This is a genomic window from Acidovorax sp. ST3 (genome assembly GCF_003231145.1).
Classification (GTDB): Bacteria; Pseudomonadota; Gammaproteobacteria; order Burkholderiales; family Burkholderiaceae_C; genus Acidovorax.
The window spans coordinates 684525-710176 of record NZ_QKVP01000003.1 but is presented as its reverse complement, the minus strand read 5'-3'; the positions used below and the strand labels follow the sequence as shown (position 1 = coordinate 710176).

At 66.5% G+C, this 25652-nt stretch carries 20 protein-coding genes and 1 riboswitch; of the genes, 15 read left to right on the top strand and 5 right to left on the bottom strand.

Going from position 1 to position 25652, the window contains the following annotated elements:
- Nucleotides 1–64: 64 nt before the first annotated feature.
- Nucleotides 65–1183, bottom strand: coding sequence for an ABC transporter substrate-binding protein (locus DNK89_RS12455; RefSeq protein ID WP_110960327.1), 1119 nt, complete (start codon nucleotides 1181–1183; stop codon nucleotides 65–67).
- Nucleotides 1184–1393: 210 nt separating this feature from the next.
- Between DNK89_RS12455 and uvrA the strand changes: the two genes are divergently transcribed.
- The 6 genes from uvrA to DNK89_RS12425 all read left to right on the top strand — a co-directional run bounded on the left by uvrA (nucleotide 1394) and on the right by DNK89_RS12425 (nucleotide 11948).
- Nucleotides 1394–7354: an excinuclease ABC subunit UvrA gene (gene uvrA, locus DNK89_RS12450; RefSeq protein WP_110960326.1), complete on the top strand. Its 5961-nt coding sequence runs from the start codon at nucleotides 1394–1396 to the stop codon at nucleotides 7352–7354.
- Nucleotides 7355–7520: 166 nt separating this feature from the next.
- Nucleotides 7521–8027, top strand: coding sequence for a hypothetical protein (locus tag DNK89_RS12445; RefSeq protein ID WP_110960325.1), 507 nt, complete (start codon nucleotides 7521–7523; stop codon nucleotides 8025–8027).
- A 228-nt stretch (nucleotides 8028–8255) separates the two neighbouring features.
- Nucleotides 8256–8606 carry a hypothetical protein gene (locus DNK89_RS12440; protein WP_110960324.1) on the top strand — a complete coding sequence of 117 codons (351 nt, stop codon included), beginning with the start codon at nucleotides 8256–8258 and terminating at the stop codon, nucleotides 8604–8606.
- A 224-nt stretch (nucleotides 8607–8830) separates the two neighbouring features.
- Entirely contained in the window at nucleotides 8831–9262 is a 432-nt protein-coding gene (locus DNK89_RS12435; protein ID WP_110960323.1) for an Lrp/AsnC family transcriptional regulator, read from the top strand.
- 139 nt (nucleotides 9263–9401) lie between these two features.
- Nucleotides 9402–10364, top strand: coding sequence for a tripartite tricarboxylate transporter substrate binding protein (locus DNK89_RS12430; RefSeq protein ID WP_015015736.1), 963 nt, complete (start codon nucleotides 9402–9404; stop codon nucleotides 10362–10364).
- A gap of 72 nt (nucleotides 10365–10436) precedes the next feature.
- The gene (locus tag DNK89_RS12425) at nucleotides 10437–11948 is read left to right on the top strand and encodes an NYN domain-containing protein (protein ID WP_110960322.1); all 1512 of its coding nucleotides are present in this window, start codon (nucleotides 10437–10439) and stop codon (nucleotides 11946–11948) included.
- Nucleotides 11949–11951: 3 nt separating this feature from the next.
- Here the strand turns inward: DNK89_RS12425 and DNK89_RS12420 are convergent, their stop codons facing one another.
- Complete coding sequence (locus tag DNK89_RS12420) at nucleotides 11952–13010, bottom strand: PfkB family carbohydrate kinase (protein ID WP_110960321.1); 1059 nt, start codon at nucleotides 13008–13010, stop codon at nucleotides 11952–11954.
- Nucleotides 13011–13146: 136 nt separating this feature from the next.
- Here DNK89_RS12420 and DNK89_RS12415 point away from each other — a divergent pair, with 136 nt between their 5' ends.
- The 5 genes from DNK89_RS12415 to DNK89_RS12395 all read left to right on the top strand — a co-directional run bounded on the left by DNK89_RS12415 (nucleotide 13147) and on the right by DNK89_RS12395 (nucleotide 17728).
- Nucleotides 13147–14160: a sugar ABC transporter substrate-binding protein gene (locus tag DNK89_RS12415; protein ID WP_110960320.1), complete on the top strand. Its 1014-nt coding sequence runs from the start codon at nucleotides 13147–13149 to the stop codon at nucleotides 14158–14160.
- A gap of 81 nt (nucleotides 14161–14241) precedes the next feature.
- Complete coding sequence (locus DNK89_RS12410) at nucleotides 14242–15201, top strand: ABC transporter permease (RefSeq protein ID WP_110960319.1); 960 nt, start codon at nucleotides 14242–14244, stop codon at nucleotides 15199–15201.
- Between the two features lie 2 nt (nucleotides 15202–15203).
- Entirely contained in the window at nucleotides 15204–16010 is an 807-nt protein-coding gene (locus DNK89_RS12405) for an ATP-binding cassette domain-containing protein (protein ID WP_110960318.1), read from the top strand.
- 10 nt (nucleotides 16011–16020) lie between these two features.
- Nucleotides 16021–16473 carry an RbsD/FucU family protein gene (locus tag DNK89_RS12400; protein ID WP_015015730.1) on the top strand — a complete coding sequence of 151 codons (453 nt, stop codon included), beginning with the start codon at nucleotides 16021–16023 and terminating at the stop codon, nucleotides 16471–16473.
- A 13-nt stretch (nucleotides 16474–16486) separates the two neighbouring features.
- Nucleotides 16487–17728, top strand: a complete 1242-nt coding sequence (locus DNK89_RS12395; RefSeq protein ID WP_110960317.1) for an ROK family transcriptional regulator — start codon at nucleotides 16487–16489, stop codon at nucleotides 17726–17728.
- Nucleotides 17729–17904: 176 nt separating this feature from the next.
- On the opposite strand, the gene DNK89_RS12390 is transcribed toward DNK89_RS12395, so the two are convergent.
- Nucleotides 17905–18714 carry an HAD-IIB family hydrolase gene (locus DNK89_RS12390; protein WP_110960316.1) on the bottom strand — a complete coding sequence of 270 codons (810 nt, stop codon included), beginning with the start codon at nucleotides 18712–18714 and terminating at the stop codon, nucleotides 17905–17907.
- 6 nt (nucleotides 18715–18720) lie between these two features.
- The gene (locus DNK89_RS12385) at nucleotides 18721–20349 is read right to left on the bottom strand and encodes a peptide chain release factor 3 (RefSeq protein WP_015015727.1); all 1629 of its coding nucleotides are present in this window, start codon (nucleotides 20347–20349) and stop codon (nucleotides 18721–18723) included.
- A 178-nt stretch (nucleotides 20350–20527) separates the two neighbouring features.
- Nucleotides 20528–20607, top strand: a riboswitch (S-adenosyl-L-homocysteine riboswitch).
- A 73-nt stretch (nucleotides 20608–20680) separates the two neighbouring features.
- Between DNK89_RS12385 and ahcY the strand changes: the two genes are divergently transcribed.
- From ahcY to DNK89_RS12365, 4 genes are all read left to right on the top strand, one after another.
- Nucleotides 20681–22114 (top strand): adenosylhomocysteinase, encoded by a 1434-nt coding sequence (gene ahcY / locus DNK89_RS12380; RefSeq protein WP_110960404.1) that lies wholly within the window; start codon nucleotides 20681–20683, stop codon nucleotides 22112–22114.
- A gap of 149 nt (nucleotides 22115–22263) precedes the next feature.
- Nucleotides 22264–23265 carry a TlyA family RNA methyltransferase gene (locus DNK89_RS12375; RefSeq protein ID WP_110960403.1) on the top strand — a complete coding sequence of 334 codons (1002 nt, stop codon included), beginning with the start codon at nucleotides 22264–22266 and terminating at the stop codon, nucleotides 23263–23265.
- Entirely contained in the window at nucleotides 23262–24113 is an 852-nt protein-coding gene (metF, locus tag DNK89_RS12370; protein ID WP_015015724.1) for a methylenetetrahydrofolate reductase [NAD(P)H], read from the top strand. Before DNK89_RS12375 ends, metF begins: the two co-directional genes overlap by 4 nt.
- A 38-nt stretch (nucleotides 24114–24151) precedes the next feature.
- A complete protein-coding gene (locus tag DNK89_RS12365; protein WP_370220911.1) occupies nucleotides 24152–24676 on the top strand; it encodes a septal ring lytic transglycosylase RlpA family protein in 525 nt (174 codons plus the stop codon).
- Between the two features lie 27 nt (nucleotides 24677–24703).
- Here DNK89_RS12365 and DNK89_RS12360 read toward each other — a convergent pair whose 3' ends face one another.
- Nucleotides 24704–25591, bottom strand: a complete 888-nt coding sequence (locus tag DNK89_RS12360) for a 23S rRNA (adenine(2030)-N(6))-methyltransferase RlmJ (RefSeq protein ID WP_110960314.1) — start codon at nucleotides 25589–25591, stop codon at nucleotides 24704–24706.
- Nucleotides 25592–25652 lie beyond the last annotated feature (61 nt).

Sequence of the window (25652 nt, the reverse complement as noted above, 5' to 3'; positions counted from 1 at the left end):
CCGAGTGTAGGCACGCCCCCGCGCGGGACAACTGTAAAAACGCGTAGACCCGGTGCGCGGACGCTCAGCGGCGGAAGCGCCCGTCCGTGCCGATGATGGACAGGTCGGCAAAGTCCAGTCCGGTGTGGTCTTCGGGGCTGAAGTTCACCTCCAGCCCGCCCAGGTCCAGTTTCTTGATGCTTTCCAGCGCGGTCTGGATCTTGTCGCGGGTGGGCTTGGGGCCCGCGCGCTTGAGGCCTTCGACCAGCACCTTGGCGGCGGCAAAGCCCTCCAGCATAGCGGGGCTGATCTCGGTGAGCCCCTTGGTCTTGGCCAGCTCCTGGGCTTCCTTCACCATCGGGTAGGTCACGGCCCGCTCATTGGGGAACACCTGGGTCACGATGACACCCCGTGCGTTGGCGCCCAGACTCTTGATGAAGCCGCTGGAGGCGTTGTTCGACAGCGTCACGATCTGCGCGGCCGAGCCCGCCGTGCGCAGCGCGGTGGTGGCGTCCACCACCGCAGAGCCCGAGGCCACCATCAACACCGCCTGCGCGTCGGCCTTGGCTACCTTGGCGGCAATGGGGGCGAAGTCGGGTTTGGCGCGGTCGAACTTTTCGGACACCACGGCGGTCAGCTTGGCGGCTGCCAAGCCCTTTTGTGCGCCCTGGATGCCGTCCGCCCCAAAGCTGTCGTCCGCATACACCAGCGCCACGCGGCTGATGCCCATGGAAGCGAGGTGGGTGATCGCCTTTTCGGCCTCGCGCTGGTAGGTGGCGCGCACGTTGAAGATGTATTTGCGCACCGGCTGGTGCAGCACCATGGCACCCGTGGACGGCGCCACCAGCACCACGCCGTGCTTGTCCAGCAGGGGCAGGATGGCTTCAGTGTGCGGGGTGCCCCGGTTGAGGAACAGGGCCAAGACGTTCTTGTCCTCGATCAGCGTACGGGCGTTTTCCGCTGCCAGCTTGGGGTCGAACTTGTCGTCCAGGGAGATCAGCTCGATCTTCTGGCCGTTGACGCCGCCTTTGGCATTGATGGCATCGATGTACAGCAGTGCACCATCGGTGGTCTCCTTCACCCCGGCGGCGACCTGGCCGCTGAACCCTGCTGTCTGGCCGATCAGGATCTGGGCATGGCTGGCTGCACTGGCCGCCAGCGCCAGGACCAAGCCCGCCGCCCGCAGTTGCCATTGTTTTGTCATGGCGGTCTCCTCTTGTTTTGTGTGGAGGCCGCAGTCTAGCCGGATGTTCCCGGCCAGAACACCCGCTTTTCCCTAGCCGCTGCTCCATTGCGCGTGCTTTGTCCATGGTCAAAAGCACCGCAGTGCGCCTCGGGGGTAATCGGCGGGCGCAGGCGCAAACCCGGAGTGCGTCCCTAGAATGTCCCGCCTCACCCCAGAAAGACCGCCTCCATGACCCAGGGACAGATCCGTATCCGTGGCGCACGCCAGCACAACCTCAAGAACCTGGACCTGGACATCCGCACCGGCGAACTGACGGTGGTGACGGGCCCCAGCGGTTCGGGCAAATCCAGCCTGGTGTTCGACACGCTGTATGCCGAAGGCCAGCGCCGGTACGTGGAGACCTTCAGTGCCTACGCGCGCCAGTTCCTGGACCGCATGGACAAGCCCGCCGTGGACAAGGTCGAGGGCGTGCCCCCCGCGATTGCCATCGACCAGACCAACCCCGTGCGCTCCAGCCGCTCCACCGTGGGCACCATGACGGAGCTGAACGACCACCTCAAGCTGTTGTTCGCGCGTGCGGGCCAGCTGTTCGACAAGCAGACCGCGCAGCCGGTGCGGCACGACTCGCCGGAGACCATCTATGCCGAGCTGCAGCGTCGCAGTGCCGAGGCAGGCGACCCGCGCATCGTGCTGACCTTCCCAGTCGAGTTGCCTGCCAACACCAGCGCAGAGCAGGTCGAGCAATGGCTGTCCGCCAGCGGCTTCACCAAGGTGCAGGCCGAGCGCGAGGAGTTCAGGCCCATCGGGTCGCGCACGAGCGCCGCGCCGGGCCGCCCCAAGCAAGCGAGCGCCCCCTCGGGGGGCAGCGAACCACACGCAGTGGGGAGCGTGGGGGCTGTGAAAGTACTGGACGTGGTGGCCGACCGCTTTCGCCTGGGCAATGCAGAGAAGGCGCGCGTGATCGAGGCGATTGAGGTGGCCCTGAAGCGCGGCACGGGGCGTTTGAATGTGTACCGCCTGGTGGATGAAGGCGAGCCCGAGCTGTGGCGCTTCTCGACCGGCCTGCATTGCCCCGACAGCGACCTGCGCTACAGCGACCCCATCCCCTCCATGTTCTCGTTCAACTCGGCCGTGGGCGCGTGCGAGAGCTGCCGGGGCTTTGGCCGCGTGATCGGCGTGGACTACGGCCTGGTCATCCCCAACGACAAGCTCACGCTGCGCGCGGGCGCCATCAAGACCATCCAGACCCCCGCGTGGCAAGAGGCGCAGGACGACCTCATGCGCCACGCCGAGGCCGCAGGCATCCCGCGCGACACCCCCTGGTACAAGCTCACCGACGACCAGAAAAAATGGGTCATCAACGGCGCCCCCGGCTACAAGGACGGGCAGTGGAGCAAGCAGTGGTACGGCATCAAGCGCTTCTTTGAATACCTGGAGAGCAAGGCCTACAAGATGCACATCCGTGTGCTCTTGTCCAAGTACCGCAGCTACACGCCATGCCCCACCTGCGCGGGCGCGCGGCTCAAGACCGAAAGCCTGCTCTGGCGCATCGGCCGCAAGGAAGACGCCGACGCGGTGCTGGAGCCCGCCAAACGCTTCTTGCCCGAGGGCGTGCAATGGAGCCGTGAGCAACTGGAGGCCTTGCCCGGCTTGTGCCTGCACGACCTGATGCTGCTGCCCATTGACCGCCTGCGCCAGTTCTTTGCGCGCATGCAGTTGCCGGTGGGCGACGATGCCAAGGGTGGCGACGCGCAAGCGCTGAAGCTGCTGCACGAAGAAATCACCACGCGCCTGCAGTACCTGTGCGACGTGGGCATCGGCTACCTCACGCTCGACCGCCAAAGCCGCACGCTCAGCGGCGGCGAGGTGCAGCGCATCAATCTCACCACGGCCCTGGGCACCAGCCTGGTCAACACGCTGTTTGTGCTGGACGAGCCCAGCATCGGCCTGCACCCGCGCGATATGCACCGCATCACGGAGGCCATGCTGCGCCTGCGCGATGCGGGCAACACGCTGGTGGTGGTGGAGCACGACCCGGCCGTGATGCTCGCGGCCGACCGCATGATCGACATGGGCCCCGGCCCGGGCCGCCTGGGTGGGCAGATCGTGTTCGACGGCACTACGGCCGATTTGCGCAAGGCCGACACTCTCACAGGCGCCTACCTGGGCGGGCGCAAGCATGTGGGCTTTGGCTTCAAGCGCATGGTGACGGAATCGACCCCGCGCCTCATCCTCGAAGGCGCGCGCGAGCACAACCTGAAGGATGTGACGGTCGAATTTCCGCTGCAGCGCCTGGTCACCGTGACCGGCGTGAGCGGCTCGGGCAAGTCCAGCCTGATCCAGGACGTGCTGGCCCCCGCACTGCTGCGCCACTTCGGCAAGGCCACCGACGCGCCCGGCGCGCACGACCGCATGCTGGGCGCGGACCATTTGTCGGACGTGGTGTTTGTAGACCAGTCGCCCATCGGCAAGACCGCGCGCTCCAACCCCGTGAGCTATGTAGGCGCGTGGGACAGCATCCGCGAGCTGTTTGCCGTGGCGCCGCTGTCCAAGCAGCGCAGCTACACCGCCGCCAAGTTCAGCTTCAACAGCGGCGACGGGCGCTGCCCCACCTGCGGCGGCTCGGGTTTTGAGCATGTGGAGATGCAGTTCCTATCGGACGTGTACCTGCGCTGCCCGGACTGCGACGGCAAGCGCTACCGCCCCGAGATCCTGGAGATCACCATCGAGCGCGGCGGGAAGACGCTGAACGTGGCCGATGTGCTGGCGCTCACCGTGGCCGAGGCGGCGGCGGTGTTTGCCAACGACCGCGACGTGATCCGCGCGCTCCAGCCCATCGTGGACGTGGGGCTCGAATACGTGGCGCTGGGCCAGCCCGTGCCCACCTTGTCCGGCGGTGAGGCGCAGCGCCTCAAGCTCGCAGGCTTTCTGGCCGAAGCGGCGAAAACGGCCGCCAAATCCCGCCAGGCTGTGGCGCGCAAAGGCACGCTGTTCCTGTTCGACGAGCCCACCACGGGCCTGCACTTTGACGACATTGCCAAGCTCATGCGCGCGCTGCGCAAGCTCATCGATGCGGGGCACTCGCTCATCGTCATCGAGCACAACCTGGACGTGATCCGCGCCAGCGACTGGCTCATCGACCTGGGCCCCGAGGGCGGCTACGCGGGGGGCCTCATCGTTGCCGAGGGCACGCCCGAGGACGTGCGGCAGCACGCCACCTCGCACACCGGGCAGGCGCTGCGCGACTACGAGCTGGCGCTGGGCGTGGGCGGCCACTCGGTGCACGAAAAAGCTGCGGCGCTACGAAAAAAGGAGCTGCTTGGGCAAGAGGGACGCGCGCAGGAGGCCAAAAATGCCATTGAAATCGTCAACGCCAAGGAGCACAACCTCAAGAACCTGAGCGTGGACATCCCGCGCGGCAAGTTCAACGTGGTGACGGGCGTGAGTGGCTCGGGAAAGTCCACGCTGGCGTTCGACATCCTGTTCAACGAAGGCCAGCGGCGGTACCTTGAATCGCTCAACGCCTATGCGCGGTCCATCGTGCAGCCCGCCGGCCGGCCCGAGGTGGATGCCGTGTATGGCATCCCGCCCACCGTCGCCATCGAGCAGCGCCTCTCGCGCGGCGGGCGCAAGTCCACCGTGGGCACGACCACCGAGGTGTGGCACTTTCTGCGTCTGCTGTACGTCAAGCTGGGCACGCAGCACTGCGTGAAGGACGGCGCCGCCGTGCAGCCGCAGACGCCCGAGAGCATCGCCGCGCAGCTGCTCACGCAGTTCCGCGGCCAGCACATCGGCCTGCTCGCGCCGCTGGTGATGAACCGCAAGGGCGTGTACACCGAGCTGGCTGACTGGGCGCGTCCGCGCGGCTACACGCACCTGCGCGTGGACGGCAACTTTTTGCCCACCACCAACTTCCCGCGCATCGACCGCTTCAAGGAACACACCATCGAGCTGCCTGTGGCCAGCCTCGATGTGTCGCCCGAGAATGAAGCGGCTTTGCGCACCGCGCTGGCCGACGCACTCACGCACGGCAAGGGCGTGGTGCATGTGCTCAGTGGGATCACCGGCCTGCGCGAGGCCATGGAGGGCGGCCAGCCCACGGCGGGCATTGGTGCGCTGCAGGCGTTCTCCACCAAACGCGCCTGCCCGGTATGCGCCACCAGCTATGCCGAGCTGGACTCGCGCCTGTTCTCGTACAACAGCAAACACGGCTGGTGCCCCGACTGCGTGGGCACCGGTGTCAAGCTCACCAAAGACCAGCGCAAGGTGTTTGACGACTCGGTGCAGGACGACAAGGAAAAAGGCCGCGAGCAGACCTTTGCCGAGCCCGAGGTGGAAGACCTGGCCGACACGGCTTGCCCGAGCTGCAGCGGCACGCGGCTGAATGCCACGGCGCGCGCTGTGCAGTTTGCAGGCGTAGGCATCACCGACATTGCCGCGCTGTCCGTGACCGATGTGCGCCGCTGGGTGGAGACCCTGCGCATTGAAGGCGGCATGACGGCGCGCGAGGCCGACATTGCCCGCGACCTGGTGCCCGAGATCCAGAGCCGCCTCGAGTTTCTGGAAGAAGTGGGCCTGGGCTACCTCACGCTGGACCGGGGGGCGCCCACGCTCAGCGGTGGCGAGGCGCAACGCATCCGCCTGGCCGCGCAGCTGGGCAGCAACCTGCAGGGCGTGTGCTACGTGCTCGATGAGCCCACCATCGGCCTGCATGCGCGCGACAACCAGATTCTGCTGAACGCCCTGCACAAGCTCGGCGACAAGGGCAACACGCTGGTGGTGGTGGAACACGACGAAGACACCATCCGCCGTGCCGACCACATCATCGACATCGGCCCGAGCGCGGGCAAACGCGGCGGGCGCCTGGTGGCCCAGGGCTCGGTGAGCGACCTCACGGACACCGCCGATTCCCAAACCGGCCGCTACTTGCTGCATGCCATGAAGCACCCGCTGCAGCTGCGCCGCAGCATGGTGGCTGGCGAGGTGAGCGCCGAAGCCACCGCCGCGTTTGCGCAGGCTGAAGCCGCAGCGCCCACCGGCCGCAAAAGCGCCGCCGTGAAGAAGCGCGCCGCCCAAGCCGCTGCGCTGGCCGCCGATGCACTCACCGAGGCCAAAGAGCGCGCCGCCATGCGCTGGCTGACGGTGCACGGCGCGCAGCTGCACAACCTGCAGAACGTGACCGCCACCGTGCCGCTGCACCGCCTGGTGGCAGTGACGGGCGTGAGCGGCTCGGGCAAGTCCACCCTGGCGCGCGATGTGCTGCTGGCCAATGTGCAGGCCTGGGTGCAGCAACGCAGTACCAAGGCCGGGCGCGATGCGATGGACGCGGGCAAGGCGCCACCATTGGTCGGTTGCACGGGCCTTTCGGGTTTCGAAAGCATTGACCGCGTGCTGGAAGTGGACCAGACGCCCATCGGCAAAACGCCGCGCAGTTGTCCTGCCACCTACATCGGCTTCTGGGACACCATCCGCAAGCTGTTTGCCGAAACGCTGGAGGCCAAGGCGCGCGGCTATGCGGCCGGGCGCTTCAGCTTCAATACCGGTGAAGGCCGCTGCCCCAGCTGCGAAGGCGCGGGTGTGCGCACCATCGAGATGAGCTTTCTGCCCGACGTGAAGGTGCCCTGCGAAACCTGCCACGGCGCCCGCTTCAACCCCGAGACGCTGGCCGTGACCTGGCGCGGCAAGAGCATTGGCGATGTTTTGCAGATGGAAGTGGACGAGGCCGTGGACTTTTTCGCCACCATGCCCAGCATCGCGCACCCGCTGCAGCTCTTGAAGGACGTGGGGCTGGGCTACCTCACGCTGGGGCAACCTTCACCCACGCTCAGTGGCGGCGAGGCGCAGCGCATCAAGCTGGTGACCGAGCTGACCAAGGTGCGCGACGAGGTCGGCCGCCGCGGCCAGAAGGTGCCGCACACGCTGTACGTGCTGGACGAGCCCACCGTGGGCCTGCACATGGCTGATGTGGACAAGCTCATCCGTGTGCTGCACCGCCTGGTGGACGGTGGCCATAGTGTGATCGTGATCGAGCACGACCTGGATGTGATCGCCGAGGCCGACTGGATCCTGGACCTGGGACCGGAGGGCGGCAACGCCGGTGGCCGCATCGTGGCGGCCGCTACGCCCGAAGAGGTGGTGGCTGCAGGCACGCACACGGGCAAGGCATTGGCGCCGGTGCTGGCGCGCTGAGGCGCCGAGGGCAGGGGGCTGTGGGGCTAGGGGCGCACAGCCCCATCGGCCTCTGTCCTACGCACAGCGCGGAACATGGCGCACGTGGCGCCTGGGGTGGTTTTCCTACGATGGGCTGCAGGGGATCGGTTCCCCACCTTCCATCCACATCCCAGGACACACCGCCATGAAAACGCTCCATTTCCTCAAGACCTGTACCGCCCTTGCGGCCACCTCTGTGTTGCTGGTGGCCTGCGGGGGTGGCAATGACGACGACCCATCCCCCAGCAACGAACCCGGCGTGCTCACGGTGAGCAACGCCACCGTTGACGGCCTGAATGGCGTCTACGGCAACGGCGCCCTCAACCTCACCGATGTGGACAAGAAGAACCCCATCGGCTCGGTGCCCGAGCTGTGCACCTTCCGCTTTGACGGTGCCAACAAGGTGGGCTCCGCCGCCACTGCGTTCGGCGATATCCGTTACCGCCCGGATGCCACCAGCCTGCACCAAGTGTTCCTGACCTTTGACGGCAAGGAATACGGCAGCGGCGAACCCGCCGACACCGCCGTGGTGCGCGAGAGCGACCAGGTGCGCTTTACCGGCAAGACGCTGACGGCCTCCGACGGATCGGGCGCCACGCTGCGCGTGAGCGGCATCGTGCCGATGCGCCCCAACCGCCCGTCGGGCTGCTGAGCCTCGCGCGCACCGCGCGTTCTACCGATCTCATTGCTTGTCTCCCTCCCCGGTCCTTCGGCCGGTTCAGCCCCTGCTGCCTTCGCAGCAGGGGCTTTTTTTAGGCATGGGGTGAGGGGCCAGCCGCGCTGGGCGGGCGTTATCGCGGGGCCGGGACATTGAAGCTGGCGGCACAATGAGCCAAAGCGTGTGCGGTGTTGCCGTTGCGCTCTACGCCATTCGCAACTGATGTCCACACAACCCCCTGGCTCACCCACCGTGGTGTGGCTGCACCCTGAAGCACCGCCCAAGCCGGCCGAAGGCGCGCCCTGCAACGGCTGCGGTCTGTGCTGCTTGGTCGAGCCCTGCCCTCTGGGCGTGTTGGTGTCGCGCCGTCGCCGGGGCGCCTGTGCGGCCCTGCGCTGGAGCAATGCCGACCAGCGCTACTGGTGCGGCATGGTGGCCGACCCGGCGGCGGTGACGGGCATGACGTACCCGTGGGCGGTGCGTGCGATGTCGGCGCTGGCCCGGCGTTGGATTGCGTCGGGCATTGGCTGCGATGCGCGGCTGGAAGCGCAGGTGTTGCCGCCGGGGCAATGACTGGTGGTACTCCTGATTTGATAGCTGTCAGGGCAATGTGTACTGGCGCTACCAGGCATTTTTATGCCCAATGGGCCTGTGACGCGCTGGTACAGGCCGGTCGCACGCCGCTGGGTGCAAAGCGTGGCAGGGCACGACGGCGTGCTTCACGGGCCTGTGGGACCTGGCACCCAAGCCATCAGAATGCGCAGAAAATTGTCGATCTGCCAGTTGCCCCGCCCACCATGACCAAGCTTGACGACACCGACCGCGAAATCATCAGCATCCTGCGTGGCGACGCCCGCACCCCGGTCGCCACACTGGCGCAAAAGCTGCGCGTGTCGCGCGGTACGGTGCAAAACCGCCTCCACAAGATGGAGGAGAGCGGCGTCATCACCGGCTACACCGTGCGCCTGCGGCCCGATTCAGAACCCCAGCGCATCCGCGCCTGGATGAGCATTGCGGTGGAGGGCAACGCCGCCCCCGCCGTGATCCGCGCGCTGCGTGGCGAGCCCACCGTGGGCACACTGCACACCACCAACGGCCGCTGGGACATCGTGGCCGAGGTGCGCGCCGAGAGCCTGGAGGCGTTTGACGCAGCCCTGGGCCGCATCCGGCTCACGCCCGGCATTGCCAACACTGAAACCAGCATCCTGCTGTCCACCTACAAGGCGTGATGCAGCCCCGGCGGTGTACCAGCGCAAGGGCTGCGCGCTGGCGCCTTGGCGACATGGGCTAGGGGGTTTCCGCATACCCTCGCGGCGCGGCCTGCAGTCCAATGGCGACGTCCTTGTTTTTGCTTTTCAGGAGCCCGCCATGCAACGTCGCCAGATCATCCAATGGGGAGCCGCCAGCCTGGCCGCCCCCGCATTCCTGGCACAGGCCCAGAGCTTTCCCAACAAGCCCATCAAGCTGATCATCGCCTTCCCTGCCGGTGGCCCCACCGACATCACCATGCGTTCGCTGGCCGACAACGCCAGCAAGATCCTGGGCCAGCCCGTGATCGTGGAGAACAAGCCCGGTGCCGGCGGCACATTGCCCGCACAGCAGCTGCAAACTTCTCCAGCCGACGGCTACACGGTGGCTCAGATTCCGCTGGGCGTGTTCCGCCTGCCCTACACCACAAAGATCAACTGGGACCCCGTCAAGGACATCAGCTACGTGCTCAACGTCACCGGCTACGCGTTTGGCCTGGTGGTGCCCGCCGACTCGCCACTCAAGACGTGGACCCACTTCGTGGCCTGGGCCAAGGCCAACCCCGGCAAGCTGAGCTACGGCTCCACCGGTACCATGACCAGCCCGCACCTGACCATGGAACTCATCGCGCAGCAGCTGGGCATCGAGCTGCTGCATGTGCCCTACAAGGGCAGCGCCGACCTCATGCAGTCCATCCTCGGCGGGCAGATCATGGCGGCGGCCGACTCCACCGGCTTTGCGCCGCAGGTCGAGGCCGGCAAGCTGCGCGTGCTCAACACCTGGGGCGCCGAGCGCCTGGCCAAGTTCCCCGATGCGCCCACGCTCAAGGAGCTGGGCCTGAACCTGGTGCAGAACTCGCCGTTTGGCATCGGCGCGCCCAAGGGCACGCCCGATGCGGTGGTCAAGCGCCTGCACGACGCCTTCAAACAGGCCATGGAGCAGGACAGCTACAAGACGGCCCTCGCCCGCTACGACATGGTGCCCATGTACATGAGCACGTCGGCGTACAAGAAGTTTGCGCAGGACACCTTCACGCGCGAGAAGGCGCTGGTCGAGAAATTGGGCTTGGCCAAACCCACCTGAGGCCACTCCCTTCGGAGGGGGCAATGCGTTCCGTGTGATGATCCGCAGCATTGAACGGAACTCACACACGATATGGCATCCCCCTCCGACAGCATCAGCATGGCCCTGTTCTGCGACTTTGAAAACGTCGCCCTGGGCGTGCGCGATGCGCAGTACGAAAAGTTCGACATCAAGCCCATCCTGGAGCGCCTGCTGCTCAAGGGCTCCATCGTGGTCAAGAAGGCCTATTGCGACTGGGAGCGCTACAAGGGCTTCAAGGCCACCATGCACGAGGCGAACTTCGAGCTGATCGAAATCCCGCACGTGCGCCAGTCGGGCAAAAATTCGGCCGACATCCGCCTGGTGGTGGATGCGCTGGACCTCTGCTACACCAAGTCGCACGTCAACACCTTCGTCATCATCAGCGGCGACTCGGACTTTTCGCCGCTGGTGTCCAAACTGCGCGAGAACAACAAGCAGGTGATCGGCGTGGGCGTGAAGCAGTCCACATCCGACCTGTTGATCGCCAACTGCGACGAGTTCATCTTCTACGACGACCTGGTGCGCGAAAACCAGCGTGCCCAGGCCCGCCGCCAGAGCCCTGGCAGCAACCCGCCACCTGCGCCCCGCCGCAGCCCCGAAGAAGAGCGCAGCCGCAAGGAAAGCCAGGACGCACGCCGCACCCAGGGCGTGGAGCTGGCCGCCGAAACCTTCGAGGCCCTGCTGCTGGAGCGGGGGGACACCGGCAAGATCTGGGCCTCGGTGCTCAAGGAGGCCATCAAGCGCCGCAAGCCCGATTTCAGCGAAGGCCGGTATGGCTTTCGCACCTTTGGCAACCTGCTGGAGGAAGCGCAGGCGCGTGGGCTGCTGGAGTTTGGGCGCGATGAAAAATCAGGTGCGTATGTGTACCGCAGCCATGGCGGGTCGAGCGCCCCAGTCGTGCCCGCACGGCCTGAAGGCGCCGGTGAGCGCACCAATGAGCGCACCAGCCAAGGCGGAGCGACACGGCACGATTTCCATGCGGTGGCGACGGCGCCTGACCTGCGTTCTGAAGGTGGCGAAGGGCAGGGCGCGCCGGGTCGCAGCCGAGGGCGTCGTGGTGAGGGTGCAGACCGCGCAGACCGTGGAGACAATCGCCCCACGCAGCGCAACGAACACCCTGAGTCCGAGCAGGCCGATGCTCCCGCTGAGCGCCCGGCCAGCCGCTATTTCAGTCAGCCCGTGGCTCTTGAGGCGGTGCCGCCAGAGCCGGTGATCGATACCACCGCGCCACAAGCGCTGCGCTCCGAAGCAGAAGAGGGCGCGGACACCCCGGAGGTCAGTGCTTCGACCGAGGTCGATAGCTCAGAAGCCGCTGCCCCTCGCCGCAGCCGTGCGCGCAGTGGAGACAGCGCAAAGCCTGCCGCCAGCCCACGCAAGGCCGCCACGCCCCGTGCACGCAGTGCGCGTGCTGGGGGTGATGCGGGTGAAGCGGTTCATGTCGACCCCCCCGCCGCCGCGCCCGACGCCTCTGCTGCGGAGGCAGAAGGCACCACGCCCGCCAAGGCACCCGCTGCCCGCCCGCGCAGCCGGGCCCGCAAACCGGCCGCCAAGCCCGCCGAGTAAAGGCTACCGGCCTGCGGCAGTCGCAGAGCGCCGCAGCGCCAGCCTTTCGCGCACTTCTTCGTAACGGGGGGGCGTGCAGCCCGCCCGCTCTACGCAATGGCTGGCACTCGCCAGCGCGTGGTGCAGCACGGTGCGCAGCCGGGCTTCCGTGATGGGCGCCGTGATGCCCCCCGCGCGCAGGGCCAGCGCTTCCTCCCCCCGCTCGGGCCCAGCCAACAAGGCGGTGATCAGCCCTGCCAGAAAACAGTCGCCCGCTCCCACCGTGTCCACCACCGTGATTGGCGCCTCTTCGCGCGCATGCACGGCCAGCCCATCGCGCTGCAGCAGCCAGGCGCCGTTTGGCCCCAGGGTCAGGGCGAGCCATTGGGCCTGTGTTTGCTGCTGCAAATAGTGGGCGCGTTCCAAGGCGTTGGCGCCCGGAACCGCCAGCGCTTCCAGGTCATCGTCGCTCACCTTGATGAGGTGGGTGTGCTGCAGGGCGGCCATCACGTTGGCGCGGTAGGACTCCGCATAGTCCACGGCCGACAGGCGCAGGTTGGCGTCCACCACCACCATGCGGCCCGCTGCGCGCTGCGCTGCCAGCCAGGGCTGGTAGATGGCAGCGTCCTGCGCCACCAGCGCCAGGCAGCCCGTGGCCACCACCTGCAGGTCGGGTAACGCAGCGCAGGCGGCCGTCAGCGCCGCGGCCGTCACCTGGCGGTCGGCCACGCCGTCGCGGTAGAAGCTGTAGCTGGCCTTGCCCTCGGCATCCAGTGCGGCCAGCGCCAGCGCGCTGGGCGCGCGCACCGGCGTGGGGGAGGCCAGGGCCACGCCCGCATCGTGCAGGCCACGCGCCAGTTGCCGCCCCAGCATGTCGCCCGACAGCGGGTTGAGGTACTGCGTGCCCACGCCCTGCAGGCCCAGCGCGCGGGTGAGGTTGTAGACCGCGCCGCCCGCGCAGGGCTTCAGGCGGCCGTCCGGCTCTTCGATCAGGTCAAACAGGGCCTCACCCGCCGTGGCCACGCGCAGCGGCCGTGGGGTGTGGGTGGGGGCAGAGCTGGCGGACTGGATAGGGAAAACCATAAGTAAATCCACTTGATTTATTAACTTGTCGGCCACTATAGTTCGATCCCATCCACCCGACAAGAGTGGTTCACCTGCCAGCCGCGCAGCACGGGGCCGACAGGAATCTGCCATCCCAACACCTGGAGACAACGCCATGCAACGCATCCCCGCCTTCGCGCTTTCTGCCCTTGCCCTCACCGGCGCCTTGGCCTGTGGCCTGGCCCAGGCGCAAACGTCCGAGCCCGTCATCGGCCTCATCACCAAGACCGAGACCAACCCCTTCTTCGTGAAGATGAAAGAGGGTGCCACTGCCGAGGCCAAGAAGCTGGGCGCAAAGCTGGTGTCGGCCGCAGGCAAGACCGATGGCGACAACGCGGGCCAGGTCACGGCCATGGAGAACCTGATCGCCGCCGGTGCCAAGACCATCCTCATCACCCCCAGCGACGCCAAGGCCATCGTGCCCGCCATCAAGAAGGCGCAGGCACGCGGCGTGATGGTGATTGCACTCGACAGCCCCACCGAGCCCATGGACGCGACGGACGCGCTGTTTGCCACCGACAACTACAAGGCCGGCGAGCTGATCGGCCAGTACGCCAAGGCCGCCGCGGCGGGCAAGAAACCTGTGATTGCCACGCTGGACCTGTTCCCCGGCCACCCCGTGGGCGCGCAGCGGCACAACGGTTTCCTGAAGGGCTTTGGCCTGCAGGCCAACGATGCCAAGAGCAACGAACTGTCGCGCCCCGCCGAAGTGGTCTGCATGGCCGACAGCTTTGGTGACCGCGCCAAGGGCCAGACCGGCATGGAAAACTGTCTGCAGAAGAACCCCGACATCAACATCGTCTACACCATCAACGAGCCCGCTGCCGCCGGTGCCTACAACGCGCTCAAGGCCGCAGGCAAGGAGAAGAACGTGCTCATCGTCTCGGTGGACGGCGGCTGCGCAGGCATTGCCGATGTGGGCAAGGGTGTGATCGCCGCCACCAGCCAGCAGTACCCACTGCGCATGGCCGCCATGGGCGTGGCGGCAGGCGTGGAATACGCCAAGACCGGCAAGAAGGTCAGCGGCTACACCGACACCGGCGTGACGCTGATCGCTGCCAAGCCCATGGCGGGCGTGGACAGCAAGGATGTGAAAACTGGCACCGACCTGTGCTGGGGCGCCAAATAAGCTGCCTCTGCTGACTTGGCGCCAGGCACCCTGCAATGGGCTTGCCTGAGCGCCCCCTTTGTCCACCCGCACGGAGCCGCCATGTCCTCGACCGCTTCCAAACTACCGCCGCTGGCCACGCTGGGGCCGTTCATTGCGCTGATCCTCGCGTGCGCCTTTTTTGCGACGCAGAGCGAGCGTTTTCTGTCAGCGCAGAACTTCGCGCTCATCCTGCAGCAGGTCATGGTGGTGGCGGTCATTGCCATCGGCCAGACGCTGGTCATCCTCACGGCGGGCATTGATCTGTCGTGTGGCATGGTGATGGCGCTGGGCGGCATCGTCATGACCAAGATGGCGGCGGACTACGGCCTCTCGGCCCCCGTGGCAATTGCCTGCGGCATGGCGGTGACCATGCTGTTTGGTTTGGTCAACGGCCTCTTGGTCACCAAGATCAAGCTGCCGCCCTTCATCGTCACGCTGGGCACGCTCAACATCGCGTTTGCCGCCACGCAGCTGTACTCGGGTGCGCAGACCATCACCGACATCCCTGCGGGCATGACAGCGCTGGGCAACACCTTTCAGCTGGGGCAGACCGCCATTGTCTGGGGCGCGGTGCTGATGCTGGTGCTGTACCTCGTCACCTGGTTTGCGCTGCGCGAGACCGCGCCCGGCCGCCATGTATACGCCGTGGGCAACAGCCCCGAGGCCACGCGCCTCACCGGCATTGCCACCGACAAGGTGCTGCTGGGCGTGTATGTGCTGGCAGGCCTGTTCTACGGCATTGCGTCGCTGCTGTCGGTGGCGCGCACCGGCGCAGGCGACCCGAACGCGGGGCAGACCGACAACCTCGACGCCATCAGCGCTGTGGTGCTGGGCGGCACCAGCCTGTTTGGCGGGCGCGGTGTCATCCTGGGCACGCTGGTGGGGGCGCTGATTGTGGGCGTGTTCCGCAACGGGCTCACGCTGATGGGCGTGTCGTCGGTCTACCAGATACTGGTCACCGGCATCCTCGTGATCCTGGCCGTGGCCACCGACCAACTCTCGCGCAAAGGAGTGCGTTGATCATGACCAACTCCACACATACAACGACCCCACCGCTGGTCATGCAGGCCAAGGGCCTGGTCAAGCGCTACGGCCAAGTCACCGCGCTCGACGGCGCTGACTTTGAACTGCGCGCCGGGGAGATCCTGGCTGTGATCGGTGACAACGGTGCGGGCAAGTCGAGCCTGATCAAGGCGCTGTCCGGCGCCACCGTGCCGGACGAAGGCGAAATCCTGCTCGACGGCCAGCGCATCCAATTCAAAAGCCCCATCGACGCGCGCCGTGCGGGCATCGAAACCGTATACCAAGACCTGGCCGTGGCCCCGGCCATGACGATTGCCGAAAACCTGTTCCTCGGACGCGAGCTGCGCCGCCCGGGCCTCTTGGGCAGCGCGCTGCGCATGCTCGACAAAAAGAAGATGCTCGAAGAAAGCGTGGCCCGCATGGCCGAGCTGAAGGTGGGCATCCGCTCCATGACGCAGGCGGTGGAGACGCTCTCGGGCGGCCAGCGCCAGTGCGTGGCCGTGGCGCGCGCCGCAGCGTTTGCACGGCATGTCGTCATCATGGACGAGCCCACCGCGGCCCTTGGCGTGAAGGAGGGCAACATGGTGCTGGAGCTGATCCGCCGCGTGCGCGACAAGGGCCTGCCCGTCATCCTCATCAGCCACAACATGCCCCATGTGTTCGAGATTGCCGACCGCATCCACATCGCCCGCCTGGGCAAGCGCGCGGCCGTGGTCAACCCCAAGAAGATCAGCATGAGCGACACCGTGGCCGTGATGACGGGCGCCATGGCCGCGTCCGAGCTGCCCGCCGAATGCCTTGCCTGAAACGCTTCCCATGCTGAAAAACATTGATCCCCTGCTGACCCCCGACCTGCTCAAGGTGCTGGCCGAGATGGGCCACGACGACGCCATCGTGCTGGCGGACGCCAACTTCACGGCCATGAGCCTGGGCGCAGGCAAGCCGGTGCTGCGCCTGCCTGGCATTGGCATGGCGCGCGCCGTGCAGGCCGTGGCCAGCGTGCTGCCTCTGGCGCAGGATGTGCCGCACCCCGTGGCTTACATGCAGGTGGGTGGCACGGAAGTGCCGTACCGCTCAGCCCTGCAGCGCGAAACCATGGACGTGTTGGCGCGCGAGGGCGTAGCCAGCGAGCAGGCCGAGGGCGTGGAGCGTTTTGCGTTCTACGAGCGCGTCAAAAAAGCCTATGCCATCGTCGTCACGGGCGAGCGCCAGCCCTGGGGCAACTTCCTGCTGCGCAAGGGCGTCATCGGCGACACTCTGAACGCCTGACCGATTCATCACCATGCTGGACACCGAAGCATCTCCACCTGCCGTTGACAACGCTGCCGCCAGCCCCGCGCTGCTGCGCCAGCGCGGATCCAACCACGTGGGGCTGCGCCAGTTCAACGAGCGCGTGGTGCTGCAGGCGCTGCGCACCCACGGCAGCCTGGCCAAGGCCGAGATGGCGCGCGTCACCGGCCTCACGGCGCAGACCATCGGCCTGATCACTGCGCGGCTCGATGAAGACCAGCTGCTGCGCCGCGAAGCGCCGGTGCGTGGGCGCGTGGGCCAGCCCTCGGTGCCCATCGGCCTGAACCCCGACGGCGCCTTTGCCATCGGCATCAAGATCGGCCGCCGCAGTGCCGACTGGCTGCTGGTCGATTTCACCGGCCATGTGCGCGAGCGCATCGTGCTCGACTACGTCTTCCCCGACATCGACGTGCTGCTGCCCGCGATCCGCACGCACCTGAACCAGCTGCTCGACGGCCTGGGCCCGGTGCGCTCGCGCGTGGTGGGCGTGGGCGTGGCCGCGCCGTTCCAGCTGGGCGGCTGGCACCGCATGCTGGGGCTGACCGAAGCGCAGTCCGAGGCCTGGAACAACATCGACCTGGCCGAGCAGGTGCAGCAGATGACCGAGCTGCCCGTGAGTTTTGCCAAGGACACCTCCGCCGCCTGCGTGGCCGAGCTGCTGCAGGGGCGCGGGCGCGACATCCCGAGTTTTTTGTACCTGTTCATGGACACCTTTGTGGGCGGCGGGCTGGTCATCAACTCGCACCTGCACCGGGGCCTGCACGGAAACGCGGGCGCCGTGGCCTCGCTGCCCCTGTCACCCGCGCAGCCGGGCCAGGCGCCCGCGCAGCTCATCAGCCTGGCATCCCTGTGGGAACTGGAGCAGCGCTTTCGCGAACACGGCCTGGACCCCATGGCCGCCTACGACAAGCGTGTGCTGCAGGCACCGTGGCTGGAACACAGCCGGGGCTGGATCGCGCGCGCTGCGGCGGGCCTGGCGCACTGCATCGTCTCGGCCACCGCGTTTTTGGATCTGGACGCCGTGGTGGTCGATGGCGCTGCGGCCCCCGAGCTGCTGCAGGCGCTGTGCGAGGGCGCGCGGCACGCGATGGCCGACTACAACTGGGAAGGCCTGCACCAGCCGCCCCGGCTGGAGCTGGGCACCATAGGCTCCGACGCCCGCGCGCTGGGCGGGGCCCTGCTGCCGCTGCACGCGTGTTTTGCGCCGGACACCGATATCTTCCTCAAGGTTTGATGGATTTGCTATTTAAATAATAGCTGTCACGGCATACTCCACTAGCGCAAGCGGGCGTTTTTAGTCAAAACTGCTTCTTGGAGGTCTTGCGTGCACTGTCCCGGTGGGGCTGGCCCCGTTACGTGGATCAGCCAGGGGCTGTGGCGACAGCGCCCTGTCGCTAGATTTGCTCGTCTTTAGCGGTGCGCCAGAATTGCCCTAGCCACTTCCGCAAACCCCGCGCCCCGTTCGCCCTGCGTCACATACCGTGGCAGATGTGAGAGCTGCGGCACAAACCGCGCGATGTTGGCCACGCCCACGCTGTGGGTGAAGTGCTGGAACATCGCCTGGTCATTGCCTGAGTCGCCCACAAACACCCAGCGGTCCAGCTCCTGCGCCAGATCGCGCCCCAGCAGCTCGCGCACGATCCAGTTGGCGCCCTGCCATTTGTTGAAGTCCCCAAAGCAGCCGTGGATGTGGATGCTGCTCACCGTGGTCTGCATGCCTTCGCGCTGTAGCAGAGCCAGCATCTGCTGCACGGTCTCGGGCGGGTGCCGGTCGAACTCGGCGTAGTCAAAGGCCAGGTCAGTCTCTCGTCCAGCGCTGTCGCGGCTCAGGGCCACACCAGGCACTTCCGAAGCCACCAGCGCGGCGATCTCGCGCATGCGTGCCTGGTTGGCGCTGCGCGTGGCGGCGTCTTGCTGGTAGCGCTTGACCAGCGTGGGTTGAGCGCCAGAGCCCCGGGTAAAAGCCACGGCCCCGTTTTCGGCCACCATGGCATCGACCGGCCAGGTCGAACCCCCCGGCCCGGCCATGAAGGGTTCACACCAGCCAATCGGCCGCCCGGTGATGGGAATGACTACCAGGCCCGCCGCCTTCAGGTCAGCCAGCGCCTGCAGCGCGTCGGGCGTGATGGCGCCTTCGGTGGTCAGGGTGTCGTCGATGTCGGTGAACACGCCCACCAGGTCGCGGCGGGCCACTGTTGGCCAGAGATCCAGAGGTTGCATGCGGGCTCAACCGGCCTTCTGCAGTGCCAACCCCGCATGCTCACGCAGCGGATGGAAGTGGATCTTGGGAAACCGCTCCTGCGCCAACCGCACGTCGTACGGCGAGGTGCACAGGTACGCCAGCGTGTCCGCCGCGTCGTGCGCCAGGCGCAGCGGGTAGGCATCGGTAAAGGCGCGCAGGTCGGCCGCGTTGTCGGCGGTGATCCAGCGGGCGCCCGTGTACTGACAGCCTTCCAGGCGCACGTCGGCGTCGTACTCAGCCTTCAGGCGGTGCTGCACCACTTCAAACTGAAGCTGGCCCACGGCGCCCAGCAGCATGTTGCCGCCGGCGTCGGGCTTGAAGACCTGGATCGCGCCTTCTTCGCCCAGCTGGGCCAGGCCTTGCTGGAGCTGCTTGGTGCGCAGCGGGTTCTTGAGGACCACGGTCATGAACATTTCGGGCGCGAAGAAGGGCAGGCCGGTGAACTGCAGGTTGGCGCCGTCGGTGATGGTGTCGCCCAGCTGCACGCCGCCGTGGGTGGTGAAGCCAATGATGTCGCCCGCGTAGGCTTCTTCGACGGCCTCGCGGCGCTGGGACATGAAGGTCACCACCGATGTGGGGCGCAGCTCCTTGCCGGTGCGCTGTACCTTGAGCTTCATGCCCGGCGTGTACTTGCCGCTGGCCACGCGTACGAAGGCGATGCGGTCGCGGTGGTTGGCGTCCATGTTGGCCTGCACCTTGAACACCACGCCGGAGAAACCTTCGTCCTCGGGCTGGATGGTCTTGACGACGGGCTGTTTGTTCACCTCCAGCGTGCTCACGCGCGGGCCGGGCGGCGGGGCCATGTCCACCAGGGCGTCCAGCACTTCCATCACCCCGAAGTTGTTCACGCCGGAGCCGAAGAACACGGGGGTCAGTTTGCCGGCCAGGAAGGCTTCATGGTCCCAGGCGGGCGATGCACCGGTAGCCAGCTCCATGCTGTCCATGGCGGCGTCGAACTCTGCGCCGAAGCGGGCGCGCAGGGTGTCCACATCGGTGAGCGGGATGGATTCGAAGTCCTGCGGGCGACGTTCGCTGCCGGATTCGAACACCGTCATCGTCTTGGTGCGCAAGTTGATGATGCCGCCAAAGCTCTTGCCCTGGCCCACGGGCCAGGTCATGGGGCAGCAGGGCATGCCCAGTTCGCGCTCGACCTCGTCCATGATGTCCAGCGGGTCGCGCACCTCGCGGTCCATCTTGTTGACGAAGGTGATGATGGGCGTGTCGCGCTGGCGGCAGACCTCGATCAGGCGGCGGGTTTGTGCTTCCACACCGTTGGCGGCGTCGATCACCATCAGCGCCGAGTCCACGGCGGTGAGCACGCGGTAGGTGTCTTCCGAGAAGTCCTTGTGGCCGGGCGTGTCGAGCAGGTTGATCACATGCTCGCGGTACAGCATCTGCATGACCGAGCTGGCTACCGAGATGCCGCGCTGCTTTTCGATTTCCATCCAGTCGGAGGTGGCATGGCGGCTGGCCTTTCGGCCCTTGACGGCACCCGCGATCTGGATCGCGCCCGAGAACAGCAGCAGCTTTTCCGTCAGCGTCGTTTTACCGGCGTCGGGGTGGGAAATGATGGCAAAGGTGCGGCGGCGCCGGGTTTCTGGGGCGTAGGACACAGGGGTTCCTGAATGGGATGGGTGCGGGGCAGAGCGCCCTGCGCAAGAAATCTTCGGGCCGGGACCTGCATGGGTCGCAGGGGCGGCAGTCGCGGGATTTTACTGTTCCGTGCAAGGTCCGGGATGAATTCACCCCCTCGGGCATGGCGCCGGGAATGCACTTGCTTTTATAATCCGCCGATCCGAGGAGCGTTGCAGCGTCCCCAGCACAGGCGGGGCGTGAGGCTCGGAGTCATCTAGCAACGACGCTCATCCACTTCGCGTGCGGTGAGGCGTATCGACCATCCCCTTCGCGCAGTGGCTTTTCAAACATGCTTTGGAGCACACCATCATGAACGCACGCGTCAACGCCCCGGTCAACACCGACTGCATCATTGCCGACATCGGCCTGGCCGAATGGGGCCGCAAAGAGATCCGCATCGCCGAAACCGAAATGCCCGGCCTGATGGCCATCCGCGAAGAATTCGCGGCCAAGCAGCCGCTCAAGGGCGCACGCATTACCGGCTCGCTGCACATGACCATCCAGACGGCGGTGCTGATCGAGACCCTGCAGGCGCTGGGAGCCCAAGTGCGCTGGGCCTCGTGCAACATCTTCTCCACGCAAGACCACGCCGCCGCCGCGATTGCTGCCGCTGGCACGCCTGTGTTCGCCATCAAGGGCGAAACCCTGGCCGAATACTGGGACTACACCCACCGCATCTTTGACTTCGGCGCGGCCGGCACCGACGGCGAAGGCCCCAACCTGATCCTGGACGACGGTGGCGATGCCACGCTGCTGATGCACCTGGGCAAGCGCGCCGAAAAGGACGCGTCCCTCATCGCCAACCCCACCAGCGAGGAAGAAACCTGCCTGTTCGCTTCCATCAAGGCCAAGCTGGCGCAAGACCCGACCTGGTACAGCCGCAAGAGCGCCCAGATCATCGGCGTGACCGAAGAAACCACCACTGGCGTGCACCGCCTGAAGGAAATGTCGGCCAAGGGCTCGCTGATGTTCCGCGCGATCAACGTGAACGACTCGGTGACCAAGTCCAAGTTCGACAATCTGTACGGTTGCCGAGAGTCGCTGGTGGACGGCATCAAGCGCGCCACGGACGTGATGATCGCCGGCAAGGTGGCTGTGGTCGCGGGCTACGGCGACGTGGGCAAGGGCAGCGCCCAGGCCCTGCGCGCCCTGAGCGCCCAGGTGTGGGTGACCGAGATCGACCCCATCAATGCCCTGCAGGCCGCAATGGAAGGCTACAAGGTCGTGACCATGGAATACGCGGCCGACAAGGCCGACATCTTTGTGACCACCACCGGCAACAAGGACGTGATCCGCCACGAGCACATGCTGGCCATGAAAGACCAGGCCATCGTCTGCAACATCGGCCACTTTGACAACGAAATCCAGGTCGCCACGCTCGAGCAGTACCAGTGGGAAGAGATCAAGCCCCAGGTGGACCATGTGATCTTCCCGGACGGCAAGCGCATCATCCTGCTGGCCAAGGGCCGTCTGGTGAACCTGGGCTGCGGCACGGGCCACCCCAGCTTCGTGATGTCGTCGAGCTTTGCCAACCAGACCATTGCCCAGATCGAGCTGTTCACTCACAGCGACTACTACGAAAACGGCAAGGTCTACGTGCTGCCCAAGCACCTGGACGAAAAGGTGGCGCGCCTGCACCTCAAGAAGGTGGGCGCCATGCTGACCGAGCTGACCGACGAACAGGCCGCCTACATCGGCGTGCCCAAGCAAGGCCCCTACAAGCCTGACACCTACCGCTACTGATCCCGGTGCGCGCGCCCTGGCGACAGGGCGCGCGCACGGTGGTGTGGCGCCGTGATGCTGAGCAATGCTTGATTGCTCATAAATTGATAGCTGCTGGCGCATGATTCACTAGCGCTACCAGCCGATTTGACTCAAAAAGGATGGGCGCGATGCGCGCAGATGTGTTTTTGGTGGAGCGTGGCCATGCCGCCACGCGCTCGCAGGCGCAGCGCCTGATCGCTTCGGGGGTGGAGTGGCGCTTGACGCCCTTGTCGCCCTGGAACAAGGTGGCCAAGAACGGGGATGACGTCCCGTCCGTGGCCGAGGTAAGGCTGCTGGACGATGCCGAGGCCAAATACATCTCCCGTGGCGGGCTCAAGCTCGAAGGCGCCTTGCAGGCCACGGGCCTGGACGTGACGGGCCTGCGCTGCCTGGATGTGGGGCAGAGCACCGGTGGCTTCACGGACTGCCTGTTGCAACATGGCGCGGCCCAGGTGGTGGGTGTGGATGTGGGGCATGGCCAGTTGCATGAGCGCCTGCGTGACGATGTGCGCGTGGTGGGCGTGGAAGGGATCAATGCCCGCGCCATGACAGCCGAGTCGCTGCTCGAAGGCTGTGAAGCGGCCTTGTCCGAAGAGCTGGTGCAAGACCATGAAGACAACGACACCCAGCCGGTCGCTCCTTACAGCTGGATGCGCAATGGCGGTCTGGTCGATGAAGAATACGACGACAGCGACGATGCCAAAGAGCAAGACGTGGAAGCCTTCAAAGCCGAGCGCGCCGCCAAGGCCCGCGCGCGGGCCGAGGGCACTTTACCGGTGGTGCGCCAGCGCCGAGAGGGGCGAGAGGATGTGCAGGTCACGCCCGTGTTTGACCTGGTGACGGGCGACCTGTCGTTCATCTCGCTCACTCTGGTGCTGCCTGCACTGGTGCCGTTGCTCGCGCCGCAGGGCGACCTGGTCATGCTGGTCAAGCCCCAGTTTGAATTGCAGCCGGGGCAGGTGGGCAAAGGCGGCATTGTGCGCGACGAGTCCCTGTATGCGGTGGTGGAACAGCGCATCCGCGATTGCTGCGTAACTCTGGGCCTGGAAGTGCGGGCGTGGATCGACAGCCCGATCCAGGGCGGTGATGGCAATCGAGAATTTTTTGTACACGCAAGGAGAGCCGCATGAATGCAGCCCACGCGCAAGGCACCGGGTTTCCGGTGAGTTTCGAGTTTTTCCCGCCCAAGACGCCTGAAGGCGCCGACAAGCTGCGCGTGGCGCGCCAGCAGCTGTATGCACTGCATCCGGACTTCTGCTCGGTGACCTACGGCGCAGGGGGCTCCACGCAAGAAGGTACGTTTGGCACGGTGCGAGAGATCCTGTCCGAAGGCGTGGGCGCTGCGTCGCACTTTTCGTGCATCGGGGCCACGCGCCAGTCGGTGCGCGAGCAGCTGGCCACGCTCAAGGCCATGGGCGTCAAGCGCCTGGTGGCACTGCGCGGCGACCTGCCCAGCGGCTACGGCGCGGGCGGCGAGTTCCAGTACGCCAGCGACTTGGTGGCCTTCATCCGCGCCGAAACGGGCCGGGACTTCCACATCGAGGTGGCGGCCTACCCCGAGGTGCACCCCCAGGCCAAGTCGCCCGAGGCGGACCTGCAGGCCTACGTGACCAAGGTGCGGGCGGGCGCAGACTCTGCCATCACCCAGTATTTCTACAACAGCGATGCGTATTTCCGCTTTGTGGAAGACGCGCACCGCCTGGGCGCTGACGTGCCGGTGGTGCCGGGCATCATGCCCATTTCCAGCTCCACGCAGCTGATGCGGTTCTCGGACGCCTGCGGTGCCGAGATTCCGCGCTGGATACGTCTGCGCCTGCAGTCGTTTGGGGACGACACCGCCAGCATCAAGGCGTTTGGCCTGGATGTGGTGACCGATCTGTGCGACCAGCTGCGCACGGCCGGCGTGCCCGCGCTGCACTTCTACACCATGAACCAAAGCGCCGCGACCCTGGAGATCTGTCGCCGGCTGGGGATCTGATGGTGGGGGGCGAGCAGCCACCCGGCTCTTGTCGCAGCGTGGCCCGGTGGGCGCCGCTGCGGCAGCTGGTGGGGCTGTGGTTGCTGTGCAGCGCCTTCGCGGTTGCGCACGCCCAGGGGCTGCAGGCAGAGCCGGACGCGCTGGCCCCCAACCTGCTGTCCGTACCGGGGGAGGCGATGCTGATCGATCCCCCGGCCAAACCGGAACCTAACACTCCCGGCGGATCGCCGCTCAGCCTGGAGGCGGACGAGGTGGGGTTGGCCTCGTGGTACGGGGCGCAGTTCCACCGGCGGCGTACCGCCAGCGGGGAGCTGTTCGACATGCGTGCGCTCACGGCCGCACACCCCACGCTGCCCTTTGGCTCCCGCGTGTGTGTGCGCAGTCAGGCCACGGGGCGTACGGTGATCGTGCGCATCAACGACCGCGGGCCCCACACCCGCAACCGGGTGATCGACCTGAGCCGGGGCGCCGCCGAGGCGTTGGGTATGGTGGGCCTGGGGCTCAAGCCGGTGGAGCTGTTCGCCCTGCAGGACGACGACAAGGAATGCCCGGCGGCGCCTTGACGCGATCTCGGGAACCGGAAGGGACGGTCAGCCGCCCGATTCCAGCGTGTGGGTGGCGTGTTTGTCCTGTGCTAGCAGCTCGGCCATCTGGGGCAGGGCTTCTTTAAGCGCGGCCTTGAGGGTGTAGGGCGGGTTGATCAGGAACATGCCGCTGGCCGGCAGGCCGGGGCGTTTGGTGTCGCCCGTGACGGTTTCCGTGATCTTGCTCGACTTGACGGTGAGCGTGGCGTGCAGCCAGCTCTTGCCCGCCTTGGTGGCCAGTGTCTTCAGGCGGCGGGGCAGGTCGTGGGCTTCGGGGCGCGGGATGATGGGGTACCAGAACGCATAGGTGCCCGTGGCAAAACGCTTGAGCGAATCGGCCGCCATGTCGAGCACCTTGGCGTAGTCGCTCTTGATTTCATAGCTGGGATCGCACAGCACCAGTGCGCGACGGGCCGGTGGAGGCAAAAACTTCTTGATGCCCTCAAAGCCGTCTTCGTGCAGCACCGCCACCTGGCGGCCTGCCTCCAGCTGGGCCACGTTGCCGGCCAGCGCGCGCAGGTCGGTGGGGTGCAGCTCAAACAGCTTGAGCTTGTCGTGGCTACGCAGCAGGCGCTGGGTGATGAAGGGTGAGCCGGGGTACACGCGCAGCGCCTTGCCCTGGTTGAAGTCGCCCACCATGTCCACATAGGCCTGCAGGGCTGGGGTGAGGGCAGGCGTGGTTGGTGCAAAAAGCCGGGCCACGCCGTCGGCGGCTTCGCCGCTGGTGCTGGCATAGTCCCCGTCCAACCGGTACAGGCCCGCGCCTGCATGGGTGTCCAGCACGGTCAGCGCCGCGTCTTTCTCGGTAAGGTGTTGCAAGGCAGCAATCAAAACGGTGTGCTTGAGCACATCGGCATGGTTGCCTGCGTGGAAGGCGTGGCGATAACTGAACATGGCCCAATGGTAACGAGTGTGTTGTGCTGCCGGGGCAGCGCCCTCGTCCGGGCGCGGCACA